This is a genomic window from Martinezella tropici, from assembly GCF_003287875.1.
GTDB lineage: Bacteria > Pseudomonadota > Alphaproteobacteria > Rhizobiales > Rhizobiaceae > Rhizobium > Rhizobium tropici_C.
This window is the reverse complement of sequence record NZ_QMKK01000061.1, coordinates 187,819-205,202: the sequence shown is the minus strand read 5'-3', so window position 1 is coordinate 205,202 and position 17,384 is coordinate 187,819. Positions and strand designations below refer to the sequence as shown.

General features: G+C 60.3%; 7 protein-coding genes. 5 read left to right on the top strand and 2 right to left on the bottom strand.

Annotated elements, in window-relative coordinates:
- The first annotated feature begins 219 nt into the window (after positions 1 to 219).
- From DQ393_RS31915 to DQ393_RS31895, 5 genes are all read left to right on the top strand, one after another.
- A complete protein-coding gene (locus DQ393_RS31915) occupies positions 220 to 912 on the top strand; it encodes a glycoside hydrolase family 16 protein (RefSeq protein ID WP_245430534.1) in 693 nt (230 codons plus the stop codon).
- Positions 913 to 1,219: 307 nt separating this feature from the next.
- Positions 1,220 to 3,133: a non-ribosomal peptide synthetase gene (locus DQ393_RS31910; protein WP_112345676.1), complete on the top strand. Its 1,914-nt coding sequence runs from the start codon at positions 1,220 to 1,222 to the stop codon at positions 3,131 to 3,133.
- Positions 3,130 to 11,223 (top strand): non-ribosomal peptide synthetase/type I polyketide synthase, encoded by an 8,094-nt coding sequence (locus tag DQ393_RS31905; protein WP_112345675.1) that lies wholly within the window; start codon positions 3,130 to 3,132, stop codon positions 11,221 to 11,223. The genes DQ393_RS31910 and DQ393_RS31905 overlap by 4 nt, the downstream gene beginning before the upstream one ends.
- Complete coding sequence (locus tag DQ393_RS31900; protein ID WP_112345674.1) at positions 11,220 to 13,703, top strand: condensation domain-containing protein; 2,484 nt, start codon at positions 11,220 to 11,222, stop codon at positions 13,701 to 13,703. Before DQ393_RS31905 ends, DQ393_RS31900 begins: the two co-directional genes overlap by 4 nt.
- A 44-nt stretch (positions 13,704 to 13,747) precedes the next feature.
- Positions 13,748 to 15,352, top strand: a complete 1,605-nt coding sequence (locus DQ393_RS31895; RefSeq protein ID WP_112345673.1) for a glucosamine inositolphosphorylceramide transferase family protein — start codon at positions 13,748 to 13,750, stop codon at positions 15,350 to 15,352.
- Here DQ393_RS31895 and DQ393_RS31890 read toward each other — a convergent pair.
- Positions 15,322 to 16,059 (bottom strand): 4'-phosphopantetheinyl transferase family protein, encoded by a 738-nt coding sequence (locus DQ393_RS31890; RefSeq protein ID WP_112345672.1) that lies wholly within the window; start codon positions 16,057 to 16,059, stop codon positions 15,322 to 15,324. The genes DQ393_RS31895 and DQ393_RS31890 overlap by 31 nt on opposite strands.
- A gap of 1 nt (position 16,060) precedes the next feature.
- Entirely contained in the window at positions 16,061 to 17,245 is a 1,185-nt protein-coding gene (locus tag DQ393_RS31885; protein ID WP_112345671.1) for a DegT/DnrJ/EryC1/StrS family aminotransferase, read from the bottom strand.
- Between the last annotated feature and the right edge of the window lie 139 nt (positions 17,246 to 17,384).

Genomic DNA, 17,384 nt, shown 5'->3' with positions numbered 1-17,384 from the left:
TCTTTTGGTGGACATGCTGGCCGAAATACGTTCTATACCCTGCACGTTGTGCCGTTCATGCTTATGCACATGGATCGCTTCTCAAAAGCATGTCGCTCTCGATGCATCTACAACCGTCGCGGATTCCTTCACGCATCCGTTGCGGCTGCACTCATTGCGTTCGTAGACGTCGATCTTGCACGCGCCGGCGATACGGGAGATGCGCTTGATATCAGCGGCATGACGCTGACCTTCGAAGATCCTTTCGATGATCTCAGTATCTCTGCCTGGGGGCCTGGCACCCGATGGATTGCCCACACTCCATGGAATGGTGATTTCGGAGGTGCTCGATTCTCCAATCCGGGTAAGGACTTTCCCTTTGCAATACAGGAAGGCATGCTGCGCATTACCGCCGCACGTGATGATAAAGGCGCGTGGCGTTCAGGCCTGATTGCTTCCGTCGATCGAAACGGCGATGGCTTCTCTCAGCAATATGGCTATTTCGAAATGCGGGCGCGTCTTCCCGATGGCCCTGGTGTCTGGCCGGCCTTCTGGCTGATCGGCAAGGATCGCTCGAAATCGACAGCCGAGATAGACGTCATCGAGTATTATGGCGATAAGCCGGGAGCTTATTCTTCGACGGTGCATGTCTGGCACCGGGATGGACGCCACGATTCCGACTATGCTCGTATCGATGCATTCGGTTCTGCAAGTCCCGGCGATCTGCACACCTATGGCGTGAAGATCGATTCCGACTTCATACGAATGTATTTCGACGGAAAGCTCGTTTGGAAAACCAAGGCTTTACCGGAACATCGCCAGCCGATGTACATGCTTGTCGATCTCGGCATCGTTGAAGGCATAACGAAGATGGCCGCAGCCGATCCATCCTTCATGTTTATCGATTATGTCAGGGCCTACCAGTTCAGGTAGCTGCCTCATCACCAAACCCAACTCATTACCATCTCGATCGGCGTGATCGAGACAATCCTGTGCATGGTGCTTGGCGAGAGGTGCCCGCGCTGGCGCCATGCGTAATGCTTTCGGTCGAGTTGTTGCCGCCTTATCGGATGTTTCCGACGAATTGGCTACGCACCTTCGGGACTTACGACTTTCGGTGGTGAACGCGATCATACCAATGATCAACTGGTGCTTTTGCCCCAGCGTGAAATTCTGCGGTGGACGATCAGGCATCGCATGTCGTGCCGTCGTCAGTTGCAGGATGATCCGGAGGGTGACGATGATTGACCGCGAGGCCCAAGCAGAAGCAGGTAGCGCAGCAGGCCTGCACTACGATCGCAACCTTTGCCTTCACGAAATGCTGCGCATGCAGGCTCGGGCGACGCCGGAGGCAACTGCACTTGTGTTCGGCGACGCCAGGCTCAGCTACCGTGATCTCGATCGCATATCCGACGCGCTCGCGTTGCATCTGGTCAGGATCGGCGTGCACAGGGCCGATATTATCGGTCTTTTCCTGCCGCGCAGCGCCAATGCCATCATTTGCAAGATAGCGATCCTCAAGGCTGGCGGCGCCTATCTGCCGCTTGATCCCGCCCTTCCGGTCGACCATCTCGATTTCGTCATCGGCGAATGCCTGCCGAAGGTCATCTTCGTCGATTCAGCCTTTGGCGATAAGCTTTGCAATGTGCCGAGCATGAATGCAAAGGTCATCGAGGCAAATGCCATTATCGCCGAGATGGCAAGTCAACCGCGGGTTGCTCCGCCAGCAACGGCGATCACCGGCGCCGATCTTGCCTACATCATGTACACGTCGGGCTCGACCGGGCGCCCCAAGGGAACGATGATCTGCCATCGCAGCATCGCGCGGGTGGCTCTCGACCAGAACTATGCCGATTTTCGCCGCGACGACGTCATTCTTCATGCGGCCACCATTTCCTTCGATGCGTCGACTTTCGAAATCTGGGGCGCGCTTCTCAATGGCTGCACGATGGCAATCATGCCCGATGGCGATTTTTCCATTTCGCGCCTGTCCGACTTCATGCGGGCGACGGATGTCAGCATCTCCTTCCTCACGACGGGGCTGTTCAATCTCTTTGCCGATCATGTCCGCGCACCCCTGCCGAAGCTTCGCCATGTTCTTTTCGGCGGCGAAGTCGGATCGGTCGTTCATGCCCGGCGGTTTCTCGAGCACCATCCCGGCTGCAAGCTCACCAATATCTACGGCCCGACCGAGACGACGGTCTTTGCCACCGCATTCCCGGTCCTGCCCAGTTTTTCAGGCGGAGAGCTGCCGATCGGCAAGGCGATCGCGCATACGGGCGTCGCCATATTGAACGAGGAGTTGCGCATCGTCCCGCCGGGGATCGAAGGCCAGCTGGCAATATCGGGCGATGGCCTGGCCATCGCCTATTTCAAGCGCCCGGAGCTGACAGAGCAGAAATTCGTGACCATTGCCACGAAGGACGGCGCGACGCGCTTCTATCTGACCGGCGACGTGGCCTCCATGAAGCCGGATGGCACCGTTACCTTCAAGGGACGGCGCGACCGGCAGGTCAAGATCAACGGCAAGCGGATAGAGCTCGATGAGATCGAAACCGCGCTCAGGCGCGATCCGCGTCTTGCCGATGGCATCGTCCTTTGCCATGTCCAGGGCGAAAACCTGAAACGCATCGTTGCCTATCTATGCCCCAAGGAAAGCCATGTGGGCGCAGGCGCCGACCTCGTGCAGGGCGTCATGGCAACGCTGCGCATGGCACTCCCGGCCTATATGATCCCAAGCGCCGCCGTCATCGTCGATACGCTGCCGCTCACGGCAGCCGGCAAGGTCGACCGCTCCAAACTCTTGCCGCCGCCCGTCGACATGCAGACGAAGCCCATGGATACCAGAAGCCGGACGGAAGAGCTGCTGACGACGCTGTGGCAAGATGCATTGAGCCTTACCGGCGTCGATGTCGACCGAAACTTCTTCGACCTTGGCGGCACCTCCCTGCAACTGATGGAAATTCATGCCGGTCTTGAAGAAGCGCTCGGTCGTCCGATCGACGTGGTTGCGCTGCTGCACCATCCGACCATCCGGGAACTGGCCCTTTACCTGGACGGCAGGACGGCCGGGCCGACGCGGATCGCCGCGGCCGCTCAGCGCGCGGCCCTGCAGAAGAAGGCAATCTCTCACATGCGCAGGAGCTCCTTATGAAACGAAATCACCAAGAGAAGGGCGAACAGCGTGATTTCGAGGAGAATGAAGATCTGAACGGGCAAATTTCCGGGCACATCGCCATTATCGGCATGTCCGGCCGTTTCCCCGGCGCCCCTTCCGTCGATGAACTCTGGAAGCTCGTGCTCGAAGGGAAGAACGTCTTTTCCCGCTTCTCGCCGGATGAAATCGAAGACGCATTCACCGACGAGGAGCGGGCGCAGCCGAATTATGTCGCGGCAAGACCTCATCTTGAGAATGCCGATATGTTCGACGCCGAATTCTTCGGCATGTTTCCACGCGAGGCTGCCGTCACCGATCCGCAGCATCGCATCTTCCTGGAAATATGCTGGGAGGCGCTGGAGGACGGGGGCTATGATCCGCAGCGCTATGCCGGCCCGATCGGCGTCTTCGCCGGCTCCTCGATGCCGACCTATCTGATCAACAATGTTCTGCACGATCGCGCCAAGGCGGAAGAGTTCACGTCGAACTACCAGATCGGCTCGTTTCACGAGCTCGTCGGCGCGCTCAACGATACGCTCGCAACCCGCGTCGCCTACAAGTTCAATCTGCGCGGCCCCGCCTTTACGCTGCAGTCCGCATGCTCGACCTCGCTTCTCGCCGTTTCACAGGCGTGTCAGAATCTGCTCACCTATGGCTGTGACATGGCTCTTGCGGGCGGGATTTCGGTCACCATTCCGCAGAAAAGAGGCTACATCTATCAGGAAGGCGGCATGGCCTCGCCGGACGGCACTTGCCGGCCTTTCGACGCTGACGCCGCCGGAACGGTCTTTGCGAGCGGAGCCGGCGTCGTTCTCCTGAAGCGTTACGAGGATGCGCTGCAGGATGGCGATCACATCTATGCGCTCATTCGCGGCTACGGCATCAACAATGACGGCAGCGACAAGATCGGTTTCACCGCGCCGAGCGTGGACGGGCAAGCCGAAGCGATCGCCACCGCGATCGCCAATGCGGGCGTCGATCCCTCGACGATCGGCTATATCGAATGCCATGGCACCGCAACGCCGCTTGGCGATCCCATCGAGTTCAATGGATTGACGAGAGCCTTCGCGGATGGCGCGCGGGGAACTGCCGGCTGCGCACTTGGATCGGTCAAGGGCACCATCGGCCACACGGATGCCGCAGCCGGCGTAACCGGGCTCATCAAGACGGCGCTGGCGCTTCACAGCGCAAAAATCCCGCCGATGCCGAATTACCGAAGGCCCAATCCCCGCATCGATCTCGATGGAAGTCCCTTCTATATTCCGACCGCCGTGACCGACTGGCCGCAGGGGCAGGCGCCGCGCAGGGCCGGAGTGAGCGCCTTCGGCGTGGGCGGTACGAATGTCCATGTCGTTTTGGAGGAGGCTCCTCATCCGTCGACTACGCCCAAAGAGGTAGAGGGGCATTATATCCTCCCCCTTTCGGCGCGCAATAAACCGGCCCTTGCGCAGATGCGCACCAATTTGAGCAATCATCTCGCTGAGAATCCGAAGCTTTCGATCGCGCAGCTCGCCAGCACGCTGCAAACGGGTCGGCGCGAGTTCGGCCATCGACTGGCGGTTGCCGCCGGAAGTGCCGAGGAAGCAATCATCAAGCTGACGACGGACAGCTATCAACCCCTTGTTGCGGTAGATCAGCCGCCGGTCGCCTTCATGTTTCCCGGTCAGGGTGCGCAATATGTCGGCATGGGCGCCGGCCTCTACAGCTCCGAGCCGGAATTCGCCCGCTGGATCGATCGCGGCTCAGAGCTGCTGAAAATGACGCTCGGGCTCGACCTGCGCGACTATATCTGCCACACCGGCTCCGTGACGCAGGCGATCGCCGACGAACAGCGTGAAACCCGCATTGCTCAACCCTGTCTCTATCTTGTCGAATATGCGCTTGCCCGATTGTGGCTCAGCCGCGGTGTCAAGCCGTATGCCATGATCGGTCATAGCGTTGGCGAGTTTGTTGCCGCTACGCTCGCCAACGTCATTTCCTTCGAAGACGGACTGCGCCTCGTGGCCAATCGCGGGCGGCTGATGCAGCACCAGCCGCAGGGCGCGATGGTCTCCGTTCGCGCCGACGCCACGACGACGGCTTCCTATCTGCAGGGCGATGTCGAAATTGCCGCGATCAATGCTCCGAAGCTTTGCGTCATCTCCGGCCCGTTCGCCGACATCGACAGGGTATGCACGGCGCTTGAAGCCGCCGAGATTGCCTTCAGTCGTCTGCACACATCGCACGCCTTTCATTCGGTCATGATGAAGGACGCGGCTCTTGCGCTGCGCCAGGAGACGGAGAAGGTGACCTACGGCACCGCGACGCTCCCCTTCATCTCGTGCGTGACGGGCGACTGGCAAACCGCCGAGCTGATGACGTCTCCCAACTATTGGGCGATGCATTGCCGCGATGCCGTCCACTTTGCCGATGGCCTAGTCACGCTGTGCCGCGACCGCAAACCGCTTCTTCTCGAAGTCGGGCCGGGGCGGACGCTTTCGGTGTTTGCCGCGCAGACGATCACCCGTGACGGCCTTGCCGCCGTCGTGCAATCCCTGCCGGAGCATGACCGGGCCTCCACTGCCGCAGAAACGCTCGCGGAAGCGCACGGCAAGTTATGGATGGCGGGCTGCCGGCTCAACTGGCCGGCTCTCCCGCCGGCCGCACGGCAGCGACTGTCCCTGCCCACCTATCCGTTCCAACGCCAGCGTCATTGGCTCGATGCGCCCCCATCCGCGCGTCGCGCATCGAGCCGGAGCGCCCATGCCAATCCGGAGAGCTCTCCTGAAAGCGAACCCCTTGTCTCTGACGTCAACCTCACCGAGGAGAAACGAGCGATGAATGTTGCAGCATCAATTTCCATCCCCAGCCGCCTGCCGCAATTGGAAACGGCTCTTCTGACGCTATTGAGCGATATGTCAGGTGAAACGCTTGGTCCCGACGACCGGGCGGCGACATTCCTGGAACTCGGCTTCGATTCCCTCTTCGTCGGTCAGTTTGCGCAACGCATCGAAAAAGACTTCAAGGTCAAAATCTCCTTCCGGGAATTGCTGAGCGATATCCCTTCCGTTGCCGATCTGGCCGTCTACCTCGATCAGCAAATGCCACCCGAGGCAATCAAGGCGGCGGAACCGGTACCATCCACCCCCCAGGCTGCGGCCGCGCCGATGCCGGCCATGTCGGCACCGGGCGTGTCGGTACCAAGCGTGTCAGCGCCAATCATGCCTGTCGCTACACAGGCCTCCCCCATGCCAGCTGCAGCATCGGACCTCGCCACCGTGCTGCAATCCCAGATCCAGATGGCGCAAACCCTGTTCTCTCAACAGCTGCTGATGCTGCAGGCCATGCAGGGTGGCGCCCAGGCCTCCTCGACGCCGAGCGCGATGCCAGTGGCACCCATTGTACCGGCGCCGCAACCGGCAGTGAGTGCGCCCCCCGCCCCCGCCGCCGTGGAAAGCGATTTCGGCACCGAACGCATCAAACTCTATCGTCCGAATGCCAAGAGCCTGGCGCCGGAGATTACCGCGGCCAAGCAGGATTTCATCACCAGCCTCACCAGGGCCTATGAAACCAAGAATGCCAAATCGAAGAGCTTTACCCAGGGTCATCGCGGACATCTGGCCGATCCCCGTTCCGCCTCGGGCTTCCGGGCAGACTGGAAAGAGATGGTGTTCCCGATCGTCTGCGACCATTCCAAAGGCGCCTACATCTGGGATATCGACGGCAATCAGTATGTCGATCTGGTCAACGGTTTTGGGCAGACGGCCTTCGGCCATGCGCCGGATTTCGTCATCGACGCCGTCAAGGCTCAGGCCGACCGGGGATTTGCCATCGGCCCGCAGACGCCGCTTGCCGGCGACGTCGCAAAGATGATCGCCGACGTGACCGGCCACGAGCGGGTCACCTTCTGCAATACCGGTTCGGAAGCGGTCATGGCTGCGATGCGGCTTGCGCGTGCCGTCACCGGCCGTGATCGGGTCGTGGTCTTTGCCAATGATTATCACGGCCAGTTCGACGAAGTTCTGGTCAAGGGCCGCAATCGCGCCGACAAGCCGATCGCCCTGCCCGTCGCTTCCGGGATTCCGATGGCCTCTGTGTCGAATATGACCGTGCTGCGCTACGGCGCTCCGGAAAGTCTCGACTTCATTCGCGCCAACGCCGCCGATATAGCAGCCGTCATCATCGAGCCGATCCAGAGCCGTCATCCCGAATTGCAGCCGCGCGAGTTCGTGCTGGAACTGCGCGACATCGCCACCAAGTCCGAATTCGCTCTGGTCTTCGATGAGGTCGTCACGGGCTTTCGCGTCGATCCCGGCGGCATGCAGGCGATCTGGGGCATCAAGGGCGATATGGCGACCTACGGCAAGGTCGTCGGCGGCGGAATGCCGATCGGCGTGCTTGTCGGCAGCCCGCGTTTCATGGATGCGCTGGATGGCGGCTATTGGGCTTACGGCGACAGCTCCGTGCCCATGACGGCGCCGACATTCTTTGCCGGCACCTTCGTGCGCCACCCGCTGACGCTTGCCGCCGCCAACGCCGTGCTGCACCACATCAAGGGAGAGGGTTCCGCTCTCTACAGCCGTGTGGCCGAACGAACCGAAGCATTGGTCGCGGAGATCAAGGCCGATCTTGCCAGGCGCGGCATCGCCGATGTGGTCCATGGCTACAAGAGCTGGTTTGCCACCGACTTTTCCAGCCAGGATCCGCTCGGCGCGCTGTTCTATGCCCAGATGCGGCTGAATGGCGTCCACATACAGGATGGCTATCCCTGCTTCCTGACGACAGCCCACAGTGAGGACGACTTCCGCACGATCGCGAAAGCCTTCCGCGACAGTCTCGACGCCATGCAGCGCGTCGGAATATTCACCGCAAGGGAAGAACCGTCCGTATCGGCAAAGCCGATACAGGCATCCCTGGCAAGGCCGGAATCTGCGCCGCTGACGGAGGCGCAAACGGAAATATGGCTCGCAGCCCAGGCGGGCGACGAAGCCTCCTGCTCATTCAACGAGTCCTTTTCGCTGACGCTGGAAGGAACCCTCGACGAGGCAGCCATCCGGAAGGCTATCGATACGGTCATTGCGCGCCATGACGCGTTTCATATTCGCTTCGACCGCGGCGGCGAGTCTTTCCACTTCATTCCGGATTTCAAGCTCGACGTGCCGATCCTTGAGGATATCGATGACCAGGGCCTTGCCATTCTCATAGACGACGACGCCCATACGCCCTTCGATCTCATCAACGGCCCGCTGGTTCGCGCAAGCATCGTCAAGCTGGCATCCGACAGGCACGTGCTGGTCTTCACGGCCCATCACATCATCTGCGACGGCTGGTCGATCAACACTTTCGTCGAAGAGCTTACCGCTGCCTACGAGGCCTACAGGACGGGCAATGTTCCGGAATTCCAGCCGGCCCTTTCCTTCGCCACCTATTCGACGGATCTTTCCCCCAGGCCGGAGAAATCCCAGGCGACGGAACAGTTCTGGCTCGATCAGTTCAAGACGGTTCCGGACCTTCCCGACCTGCCGCTCGATCGGCCGCGTCCGGAATATCGCAGCTTCGCAGGCGGCAGCTGCACGGGCTATATCGATGCCGATGTCTACAAGGCGCTGAAGAAGAAGGGAGCCAAATCCGGCGCCACCCTGTTCTCGACGCTGCTCGCAACCCTCCAGGTCATGATATCGCGGCTGTCGGGCCAGAACGATATCGTCATTGCCATTCCATCAGCCGGTCAAAGCCTGCTCGACGGCCAGATTCTCGTTGGCCATTGCGTCAACCTGCTGCCGCTGCGCCAGGCTATCTCGCAGACCGAGCCGTTTACGGATCATCTGAAGGCAACGCAGCAGCTGGTCTTCCAGGCCTTCGAACATCAGGATTACACCTACGGCACGCTGGTGCGTAAACTGGATACGAAGCGCGATCCGCGCCGCCTGCCGCTCACCGAAATACAGTTCAATCTCGAACGCATGGCCGGCGGATCATCCTTCGGCGATCTCAAGCCGACCATGGAGCCGAACGCGAAGGCTTTTTCCAACTTCGATCTATTCTTCAACATGATCGAGGCGCCCGACCACATCCGCATTGATGTCGATTACAATGCCGATGTCTTCGATCGTTCGACCGTGGAGCGATGGATCGGTCACTTCTCGACGCTCGCCGCCACCTTGGCCAAGGACATGGATCACAAGATCGGTGAACTGTCGCTGCTGTCGGCGGAGGAGAAATCCTGGCTGGTCGACGATCTCAATCGCACGGCTGTACCTTACGATCACGATCAGTTCGTCTTCTCGCTCTTTTCCAAACGGGCAGCCGAACAGCCGAACGCCGTCGCCGTGCAACATGACGGCCAGACGCTGAGCTACGGCGAGCTGGAGACGCGCTCGAACCAGCTTGCTCTCTACCTTCAGATGGTGCTTCCGGATCCTGGCCAGCGGATTGCCATATTGGTCGAGCGTTCGCTGAACATGATCGTCGCCTTGCTCGCGGTCATGAAGGCAGGACACACCTATGTCCCCATGGATCCCGCTCATCCGGAACCCCGCCTGCTGCAGACGCTGGATATCGCCCGCATCGGCGGCCTGATTTGCGACGGCGACGGCATGGCACGGCTTGCCTCCAAGGATACTCCCGTTATCCGGCTCGACCAGGATGCCAAGGCTATCGGCTCGATGACCGGCCTTGCCCTCAAAACCTTACCTGTCGATACGACCGCATCCGCCTATATCATCTTCACCTCCGGCTCGACCGGCATGCCGAAGGGGGTCGAGGTTTCGCATCGATCCCTGACGAACTTCCTTCTCTCCATGACGAAGGAGCCCGGCTTCGGTGCGGATGACACGCTTGTCGCGGTCACGACCATCTCGTTCGACATAGCCGGTCTGGAACTGTACCTGCCGCTGATATCGGGCGGGAAGGTCGTCATCGCCAGCCGCAGCCAGGTCCAGGATGGCTTCGAACTGGTCAAGCTCATAGACGAACATGATGCCACGGTGCTGCAGGCCACGCCAACGCTTTGGCAGATGCTGGTCGAAGCCGGCCTGAAAGAGCGGCGGACACTGAAAATGCTCTGCGGCGGTGAACCCCTGCCCAAGGAGCTGGCGCGCTCGCTGCTTGGTATCGGCGGCGAACTCTGGAACATGTACGGCCCGACGGAAACGACGATCTGGTCGTCGCTGCAACGCATCACGGATGCCGATCAGCCGATTACCATCGGCCATCCCATCGCCAATACCCAGCTTTTCATTCTCGACCAGAGTGAAAATATCGCACCCGTCGGCGTCATCGGCGAGCTGCATATCGGCGGCGACGGCCTGGCGGAAGGTTATTTCGATCGCCTCGATCTCACCGAGAAGGCCTTCGCCCCGCATTGCTTCGCCATCGGCAGGCCGATGCGGCTTTACAGGACCGGCGACGTCGGGCGGCGGCTGGCCGACGGTTCGCTGCAATTGCTCGGCCGGCGCGACCAGCAGGTCAAGCTGCGCGGCTTCCGCATCGAGCTCGGCGATATAGAGGCCGTCATCTCCAAGGCGGAGGGTGTGCGCCAATGTGCTACCGTCGTGGCCGAGAACGCCAAGGGCGATCGCTCGCTGGTTTGCTATATCGTGCCTGAAACAGGCGGCAACGATGCATTGACAGCCGATATCGCGGCACATGCCAAGGCCAATCTGCCCGGACATATGGTTCCGAGCTTCTGGGTGCTGGAAAGCGAGCTGCCGCAGACCGCCAACGGCAAGCTCGACCGCAAGACCCTGCAGCAGCGTGGCGTGCCTCAGAGGGGAGCCGCGCCAACCAAGGTCCAGCCAAAAACCGAGATGGAACAGCGGCTGCTGGCGATCTGGCAGGACGTTCTGAACCTTGGCGATATCGGCATGGATGACAATCTCTACGCGCTCGGCGCCGACTCGCTTGCCATCTTCCGCATCGCCGCCCGCATGCGCGACAACGGCCTGCCGCTGGAAGCAAAGCATCTCTTGCGTCATCCGACGATTGCCGCATTGGCTGCCTTTGCCGACAGCCAGACGGAGGCTCCGGCCGATCCCGTTCAGCTGCACATTCCATCACTGCGAGATTTTCGTAACGGCGCACGCCGAGGGCTGGGGGCATCTCTATGAGTACAGTCGACAATAGTCCAAGCGGTCCCCTTGCCGAACCGCAGATCATCGGCGAATTTCCCTGTACGCAGACACAGCTGCGCTGCTGGATTCTCGATCAGCTCAATCCCGGCAATCCGGCGCTCAATGTCGCGGTCCGGTGGGAAATCCGCGGTTCATTCAAGGTCGCGACCCTCGAAGCGGCCTTTCGAAAAATCATCCAGCGTCATGAAATACTGAGAACCCGCTTCATCGAAAAAAGTGGCCAGCCATTCCAGCAGGCCGTCAGCGACGTCAATTTCAAGATGTCGGTGATCGATCTGCGCGGCATGCCGCCGGAGCAGCGCCAGGCACGAATCCTGTCGATCGGCGAGGAGACCGCGCAAGCGCCCTTCGATCTGAGCGTTCCGGGCCTCTTCCGCGTCACACTGCTGATGGCCGAAAACGACCGCGGCTTTCTGTTGATCACCGCGCATCAGAGCTGCTTCGACGGCTGGTCCATCCGCGTCCTCGGGCGGGAAGTCGGCGAAATAGCGGCTGCGATCGATGCGGGACGCGCGCCGGTCCTGCCGGAACTGCCGCTGCAATATGGCGATTATGCCCTCTGGCAGCAGGAATATCTGCAGAGCTATGGCTTCGAGACGGAAAAGGCCTTCTGGCGGGATACGATGCAGGGCGCTCCCTATTTCGAAGTCGCCTCCGACCGGCCGCGCGGTCAGGTCAAGACCAATCGCGGCGATATCCTTGCCATCGCCCAGCCGCCCGCTTTCACCGATCGCATGGATGCGGCGGCACGTGCGCATTGCGTTTCGCAATACAGCTTCGGGGCGGCGGTTCTGAGTGCGGCCCTCCATCGCCTGACACAGGCCCCGACCGTCCTGTTCGGCTCGCAGATCGCCGGCCGCGAACAAAGCGATCTGGAAGACCTGATCGGCGTCTTCATCAACAATCTGGTCCTGCGCTTCGATTTCGGCTCCGATACCAGCTTTGCCGAACATATCCGTTCCGTCAGTGCGACGATCGAAGGCGCACTGAACCATCAGCGCATGCCGTTCAACAAGCTCGTGGAACTCGTCAATCCGGTGCGCGACCCGGCACGCAATCCGCTGATCTCGGTCAACTTCAACCTGCAGAAAGCGTTTCTCGAGGATCGGCGCTATGGCGGTTTCGAGCTGATCAGCTCGCCCTCGCAGTCTCCCGGCGTCATCTACGATCTGAGCTTCATCATGATCGGCCGCCCAACCGGCTGGCGCATGTCGATCGAATACAATGCCGACCTTTTCGAAGCCAGCACCATCGAAAGCCTCCTGCAACTATGGAGGAACGCTTATGAAATTGCTCTCGATCACCCTGAGGCGCCGCTTTCTTCGCTCGCTGCGCCGGAGCGACACCTGGCAGCTTCCGCCGAGGCTGCGCCGGTGGATGGCGCCGTCACAAGCAAATCGCCGGCGGATACGCGAATGGAAACGCTTGCTGAGCTTTGGAAAGAAGTCCTACAGGTTCCGCAAATACGTCCGGATGATGATTTCTTCGCACTCGGCGGCCACTCGCTCCTCGCGTTACGGCTCCTATCGGAAATACGCACAAGATTCGAAGCAACACCGACATTGCAACTTCTATTCAAGCAGCCGACGTTTGCAGGCTTTGCAGCGGCGATCTTCAATGTCGATACGACGCCGGCATCACAGGAAAGGCCGGTAAACCCGTGGGAATTGATCACCTGCAAGCATGGTGCGGGGACCGGTACGGTTTATACGCTCAATCATCCGTTCCTGTATTATCGCCTCGCCAACGAGCTGCCGGACAGCGTCTCGGTGCATAATGTCAACATGTTCCATGCGGATCTGGCAAACGGCCTGGATCGCCTGAGCATCGAGGATATAGCCAGCCACGCGATAGACGCCATGCGGATCGACAAGGCCGTGGGCCGCGTTGCCATCGTCGGGCTCTGCGTCAATGGAATCCTGGCGCTGGAGGTCGGACGGCAGTTGCGGGAAAGAGGCGTCGATGTCGGCACCACGGCAATCATCGATGCATGGGCTCCGGGCTTTTTCATATCCCTGCCGAAACGGGAGCAGGCACGCTGGAACCGTGAACGGCGGCGCAAGCGGCTCGCCTATTTCACCCGAAAACTGCTCTCCGGCCGTATCCGGCCGATCGACTATCTCAAGGAGTTCGAAATCTCGCTGTCGCTCCTGAGGCTATTCGGCGTCAAGGCCGGCCAATATTCGCCCGAAGAGGAAGCCAACGAGGCCGTCACCAAGTTGCTCGTGGCGGCAGCGCGCCGCTACAAGCCGCCGCAGACGAAGGACCCCAGTGTCGTGCTGCTGCGAAGCAGCGCGACCAATCCTCGGGCACGCAAATTGCGGTTCGGATGGGGTGATGCGATCGGAGACGACTGCCCGGTAGTCGATATCGATGGCTGGCATGAGGATTCGCTCACCAGCAACGGCATCCGCGACCTGGCGTCGACGCTCTCCGGAAAACTCGCCGGCGGCTAGAGCCGCCTGACGGTCTGCAAGGATGCGAGCCATAAAGGGAAGCAATGATGAACGAGACCAAGCCATTGAGGATCGGCATCCTTGTCGCGCGCGGACGTGCGCTCGAGAATTGGGAGCTGATGATCCTGGATCGAATCCTGGCGGAACCCTCTCTGGAACTCGCCGCGGTCTTCCCCCATCCCGATCCATTCGAGGATGGCACGACATCGAAGCTGTTATCCTGGGGCGCAAGGCTGGAGGCCGGCACCCTTGCGCGCCAACCGGCCTACTCGCCGAAATATTTCCATAGCCACCGCCATTTTATTGATTGCTACGACGCCGACGGCGACAAGAGGTGTGCCACCGACACCATCACCGGGGCAATGCTGCGCCGTCTGAAGCTTGACCTTGTCATCCGCACGACCCCGAAAGGGATGGCGGACGAGGCAATTGCCGCCCTGCCTTTCGGAGAATGGGCTTTCAATTTCTCCGACCAGCAATCCGCCGAAGCGGATTGGTTCGGATATGCGGAGGTTCTGGCACGTGCTCCGACCGCGGAAATCGCTCTCTATGCAAGATGCGGCGGCAAGGCCGATAAGCGGGAGATTGCAAGGGCGGCATTCAATATCAAGCCCAGCGCGGCGAGATTGAGCGCCTTCGTGCGGGAGCGAAGCGTGACACTTCTATTGCGCGAGTTGGCGCGGCTTGCCGACACCAGACAGTTCAATCCGCCCGCCTTTGTCGAGGCCACCGAGGCGCATGCGCCATCATACGGGGACCTCGTTCGCTACGGCTGCATCGTCGCAGGTTCGGTCTCCGCCAAGGCATTCAGATCGATCAAGGCGAGACTCCATTCCGATTCCGCCATATGGACCCTCTATACGGGGCACGGTCAGATCGATGATTTCGATCCGAGCGAGGCGGTCGAGATCCCTCCTTCCGACAACAGCATCAAGGCCGATCCGTTTCTCTTCGAGCACGAAGGCAAATGCTACCTGTTCTACGAGGCCTATGCCCGCGGCGACCGCAAGGCGCATATCGCCGTCGGCCGCTTCGACGGCGATGCGCTCACGCAGGTCGGGGTGGCGCTGGAGCGCCCCTATCATCTTTCCTATCCGTTCATATTCCGCGACGGCGATCAGATCTTCATGATACCGGAAACGCATCAGGCGCGGCGCCTGGAGATCTGGCGGTGCTCCGAGTTTCCGTTGAAATGGGAACTGCATGCCACGGCCTTCGAAGGCCAATCGCCTGCGGACAGCATCCTTATCCGTCATGGCGGCAAATGGTGGCTGTTCACCAACTTGTCGGACTTTCATGCTTACGAAGATCATTGCAGCGAGCTCTATCTGTTCGAGGTCGATGGACCGGCGCTCACCGGCATTAAGCCGCACAAGCGGAATCCCGTCGTCATCGGCAGCACGGAAGCGCGCGGCGCCGGCCGCATCTTCGAACATGACGGCAGGCTCCTGCGGCCCTCGCAGAACAATGCGCACGGCATCTATGGTTACGGGCTCAACATCATGGAGATCGAAACGTTGACGCTCGACGACTATCGCGAGCGCCGCATCCGTACCATAACGCCCGGCTTCAAGGCTGGACTGCACGGTTGCCACCATTTCGATGCGACGGGCGGCCGCTACATTCTCGATGCCAGATTGACCATCTGACCTGCAGCCTCGCTGCGATAGCGCAGGCGAAGCCGGCGTCCTCCAGTCGAGGCGACAATCGCACCAGCAAAGTTGATCGGTGTCGCAAGCTCCAAAACGATCCAGTTTGCCGGCGCGTCCGGCTCCCCTTCCAGTCGTTCCAATCGCGGTTCCGCCGACCCGTCGACAGTAACGTCGAAGCTATCCAGCGGCAGAGACAGCCCGGCACCATGCGCCTTGATAAAGGCCTCCTTGCGCGTCCAGCAGCGATAGAAACCATCCAGATAGCACTCCGCCGGCAAAGACCGGAGCGTCTCGTATTCCTTGCGTGAGAAGAAGCGTCTTGCGACATCTTCCTTCAAGAACCGGATTTCCTCGATGTCGATGCCAAGCTCGTAACGATCGGAGACGGCAAGAACGGCCAGATCGGCGCTATGGCTGAGATTGAAGTGAATCGGGAGAGTGCCGCAAGCCGATACGGAAGGCTTTCCGTGATCGCCATAGGTAAAGCGGATCGCTTGCGGCGGAAGGCCGAGATAGCGACCCAGTATCAGCCGCATCCCGCTTCTTGCCGCAACGAAGCGAAGCCTGTGGCGGTCGTGAATGAAGCGATCCGCCCGCGCGCGTTCGTCAAGGGACAGCAATGTGGTGGACGCGTCGAACTCGGTCGGCGGCGCGTCCAGGCTCCAACTCCAGACATCGATGACGTCAGGGCCGATACTCTCCATGCTAGGTTGTTGCATAGAAGAGGTTGGAAGGTATGGATTTGGCCTGTCGCGACATGCGCCGCGCCATATGGGCAACCAGCGCCACGGGATAGTTCTCTCCGAGACTGATGCGGCAGCTGCGCTTCAGAATATCCAGCGTCTGCGCGCAGAGGTCCGGCGTGTACTCGATTTTTCGATCTGTCCAGTGGAACGGATTCATCGCCGGATGGCCGGTGCGCTGCTGCAGGATCGGTTGCCAGTTGGTGTAGACATGGCGGCTGGAATCGAAGAGCCGATAGACGCCGCGCTTGTTTTCCTCCGCGAATCTTTTTGCTTCTTCCGAGGTCTCGAAGATGACGTGAAGCCCCGCCGCATTGCCGACATCGTTATGCGGACCCACCATCAGCCGCGTATTCTTGGCAAAGATTTCGCTCATCACGTCATAACGCTCGCGCATGCGGGCAATCATCGGATCAAGCTTCTTCAGCTGCACGTTCAGCATCGCCCCCTGGATCTGGCTTGCCTTGAAATTCACGCCCAGCATGGGCGGCTCGTTGGCATTGTCGAGATGACCGCGAAACATGGAGCCGATGTCGTGATACATGCGGGCGCGTGCAAACAGCCGCGCATCGTTGGTGACGACCGCACCGCCCTCGCCGCAATTGATGTTCTTGAATTGATTGAAGCTGAATGCTCCGAAATCGCCGATCGTGCCGACCCGCTTGGTCTTGTAACGCAACCCCACAGCCTGACAGGCATCTTCGATCACGACGAGATTATTCTCGCGGGCTATGCGCATGATGCTGTCCATGTCGCAGACCATGTTCGACATATGGACAGGAATGATTGCCCTGGTCCGCGGCGTGATCTTACGCTGGATATCCTGCGGATCCATGGTGAGCGTATGGTCGACATCGACCAGAACGGGCACAGCACCGGCTGCCAGAGGCGCAGCAGCGGTTGCGATCCAGGTATAGGCCGGCACAAGCACCTCATCGCCAGGCCCGACGCCAGCGGCCACCAGGGCCGAAATCAAGGCCCCGGTTCCGCTGCTTGTCGTCAGCGCATGCCGCACGCCGAACTTGGTACAGAAATCGGCCTCGAAACGCCCCAGCGGACCGCCGGTCTCGTCGCTGTATCGTGCCAGTTTTCCAGAAGCAAACACCGGCGCGAGCGCCAACCATTCGCGTAACCCAACCTTGGCCATAGTTTTCGCTCCCCAGGAAACACGGCATTTGCAGGAGAGCCTAGCGTGTGATCGACCCATTTTCAGCATGGCTTTCCGACTGAAAAAGAACATCGCAACCGATCAAAACACCTATCCGAAATCGGTAGATGTCATCCCC

Coding starts and splice junctions, on each gene's coding strand:
- DQ393_RS31890 (WP_112345672.1), bottom strand. CDS start 16,059: ATGGAGAGTATCGGCCCTGACGTCATCGATGTCTGGAGTTGGAGCCTG.
- DQ393_RS31885 (WP_112345671.1), bottom strand. CDS start 17,245: ATGGCCAAGGTTGGGTTACGCGAATGGTTGGCGCTCGCGCCGGTGTTT.
- DQ393_RS31910 (WP_112345676.1), top strand. CDS start 1,220: ATGATTGACCGCGAGGCCCAAGCAGAAGCAGGTAGCGCAGCAGGCCTG.
- DQ393_RS31900 (WP_112345674.1), top strand. CDS start 11,220: ATGAGTACAGTCGACAATAGTCCAAGCGGTCCCCTTGCCGAACCGCAG.
- DQ393_RS31905 (WP_112345675.1), top strand. CDS start 3,130: ATGAAACGAAATCACCAAGAGAAGGGCGAACAGCGTGATTTCGAGGAG.
- DQ393_RS31895 (WP_112345673.1), top strand. CDS start 13,748: ATGATGAACGAGACCAAGCCATTGAGGATCGGCATCCTTGTCGCGCGC.
- DQ393_RS31915 (WP_245430534.1), top strand. CDS start 220: ATGACGCTGACCTTCGAAGATCCTTTCGATGATCTCAGTATCTCTGCC.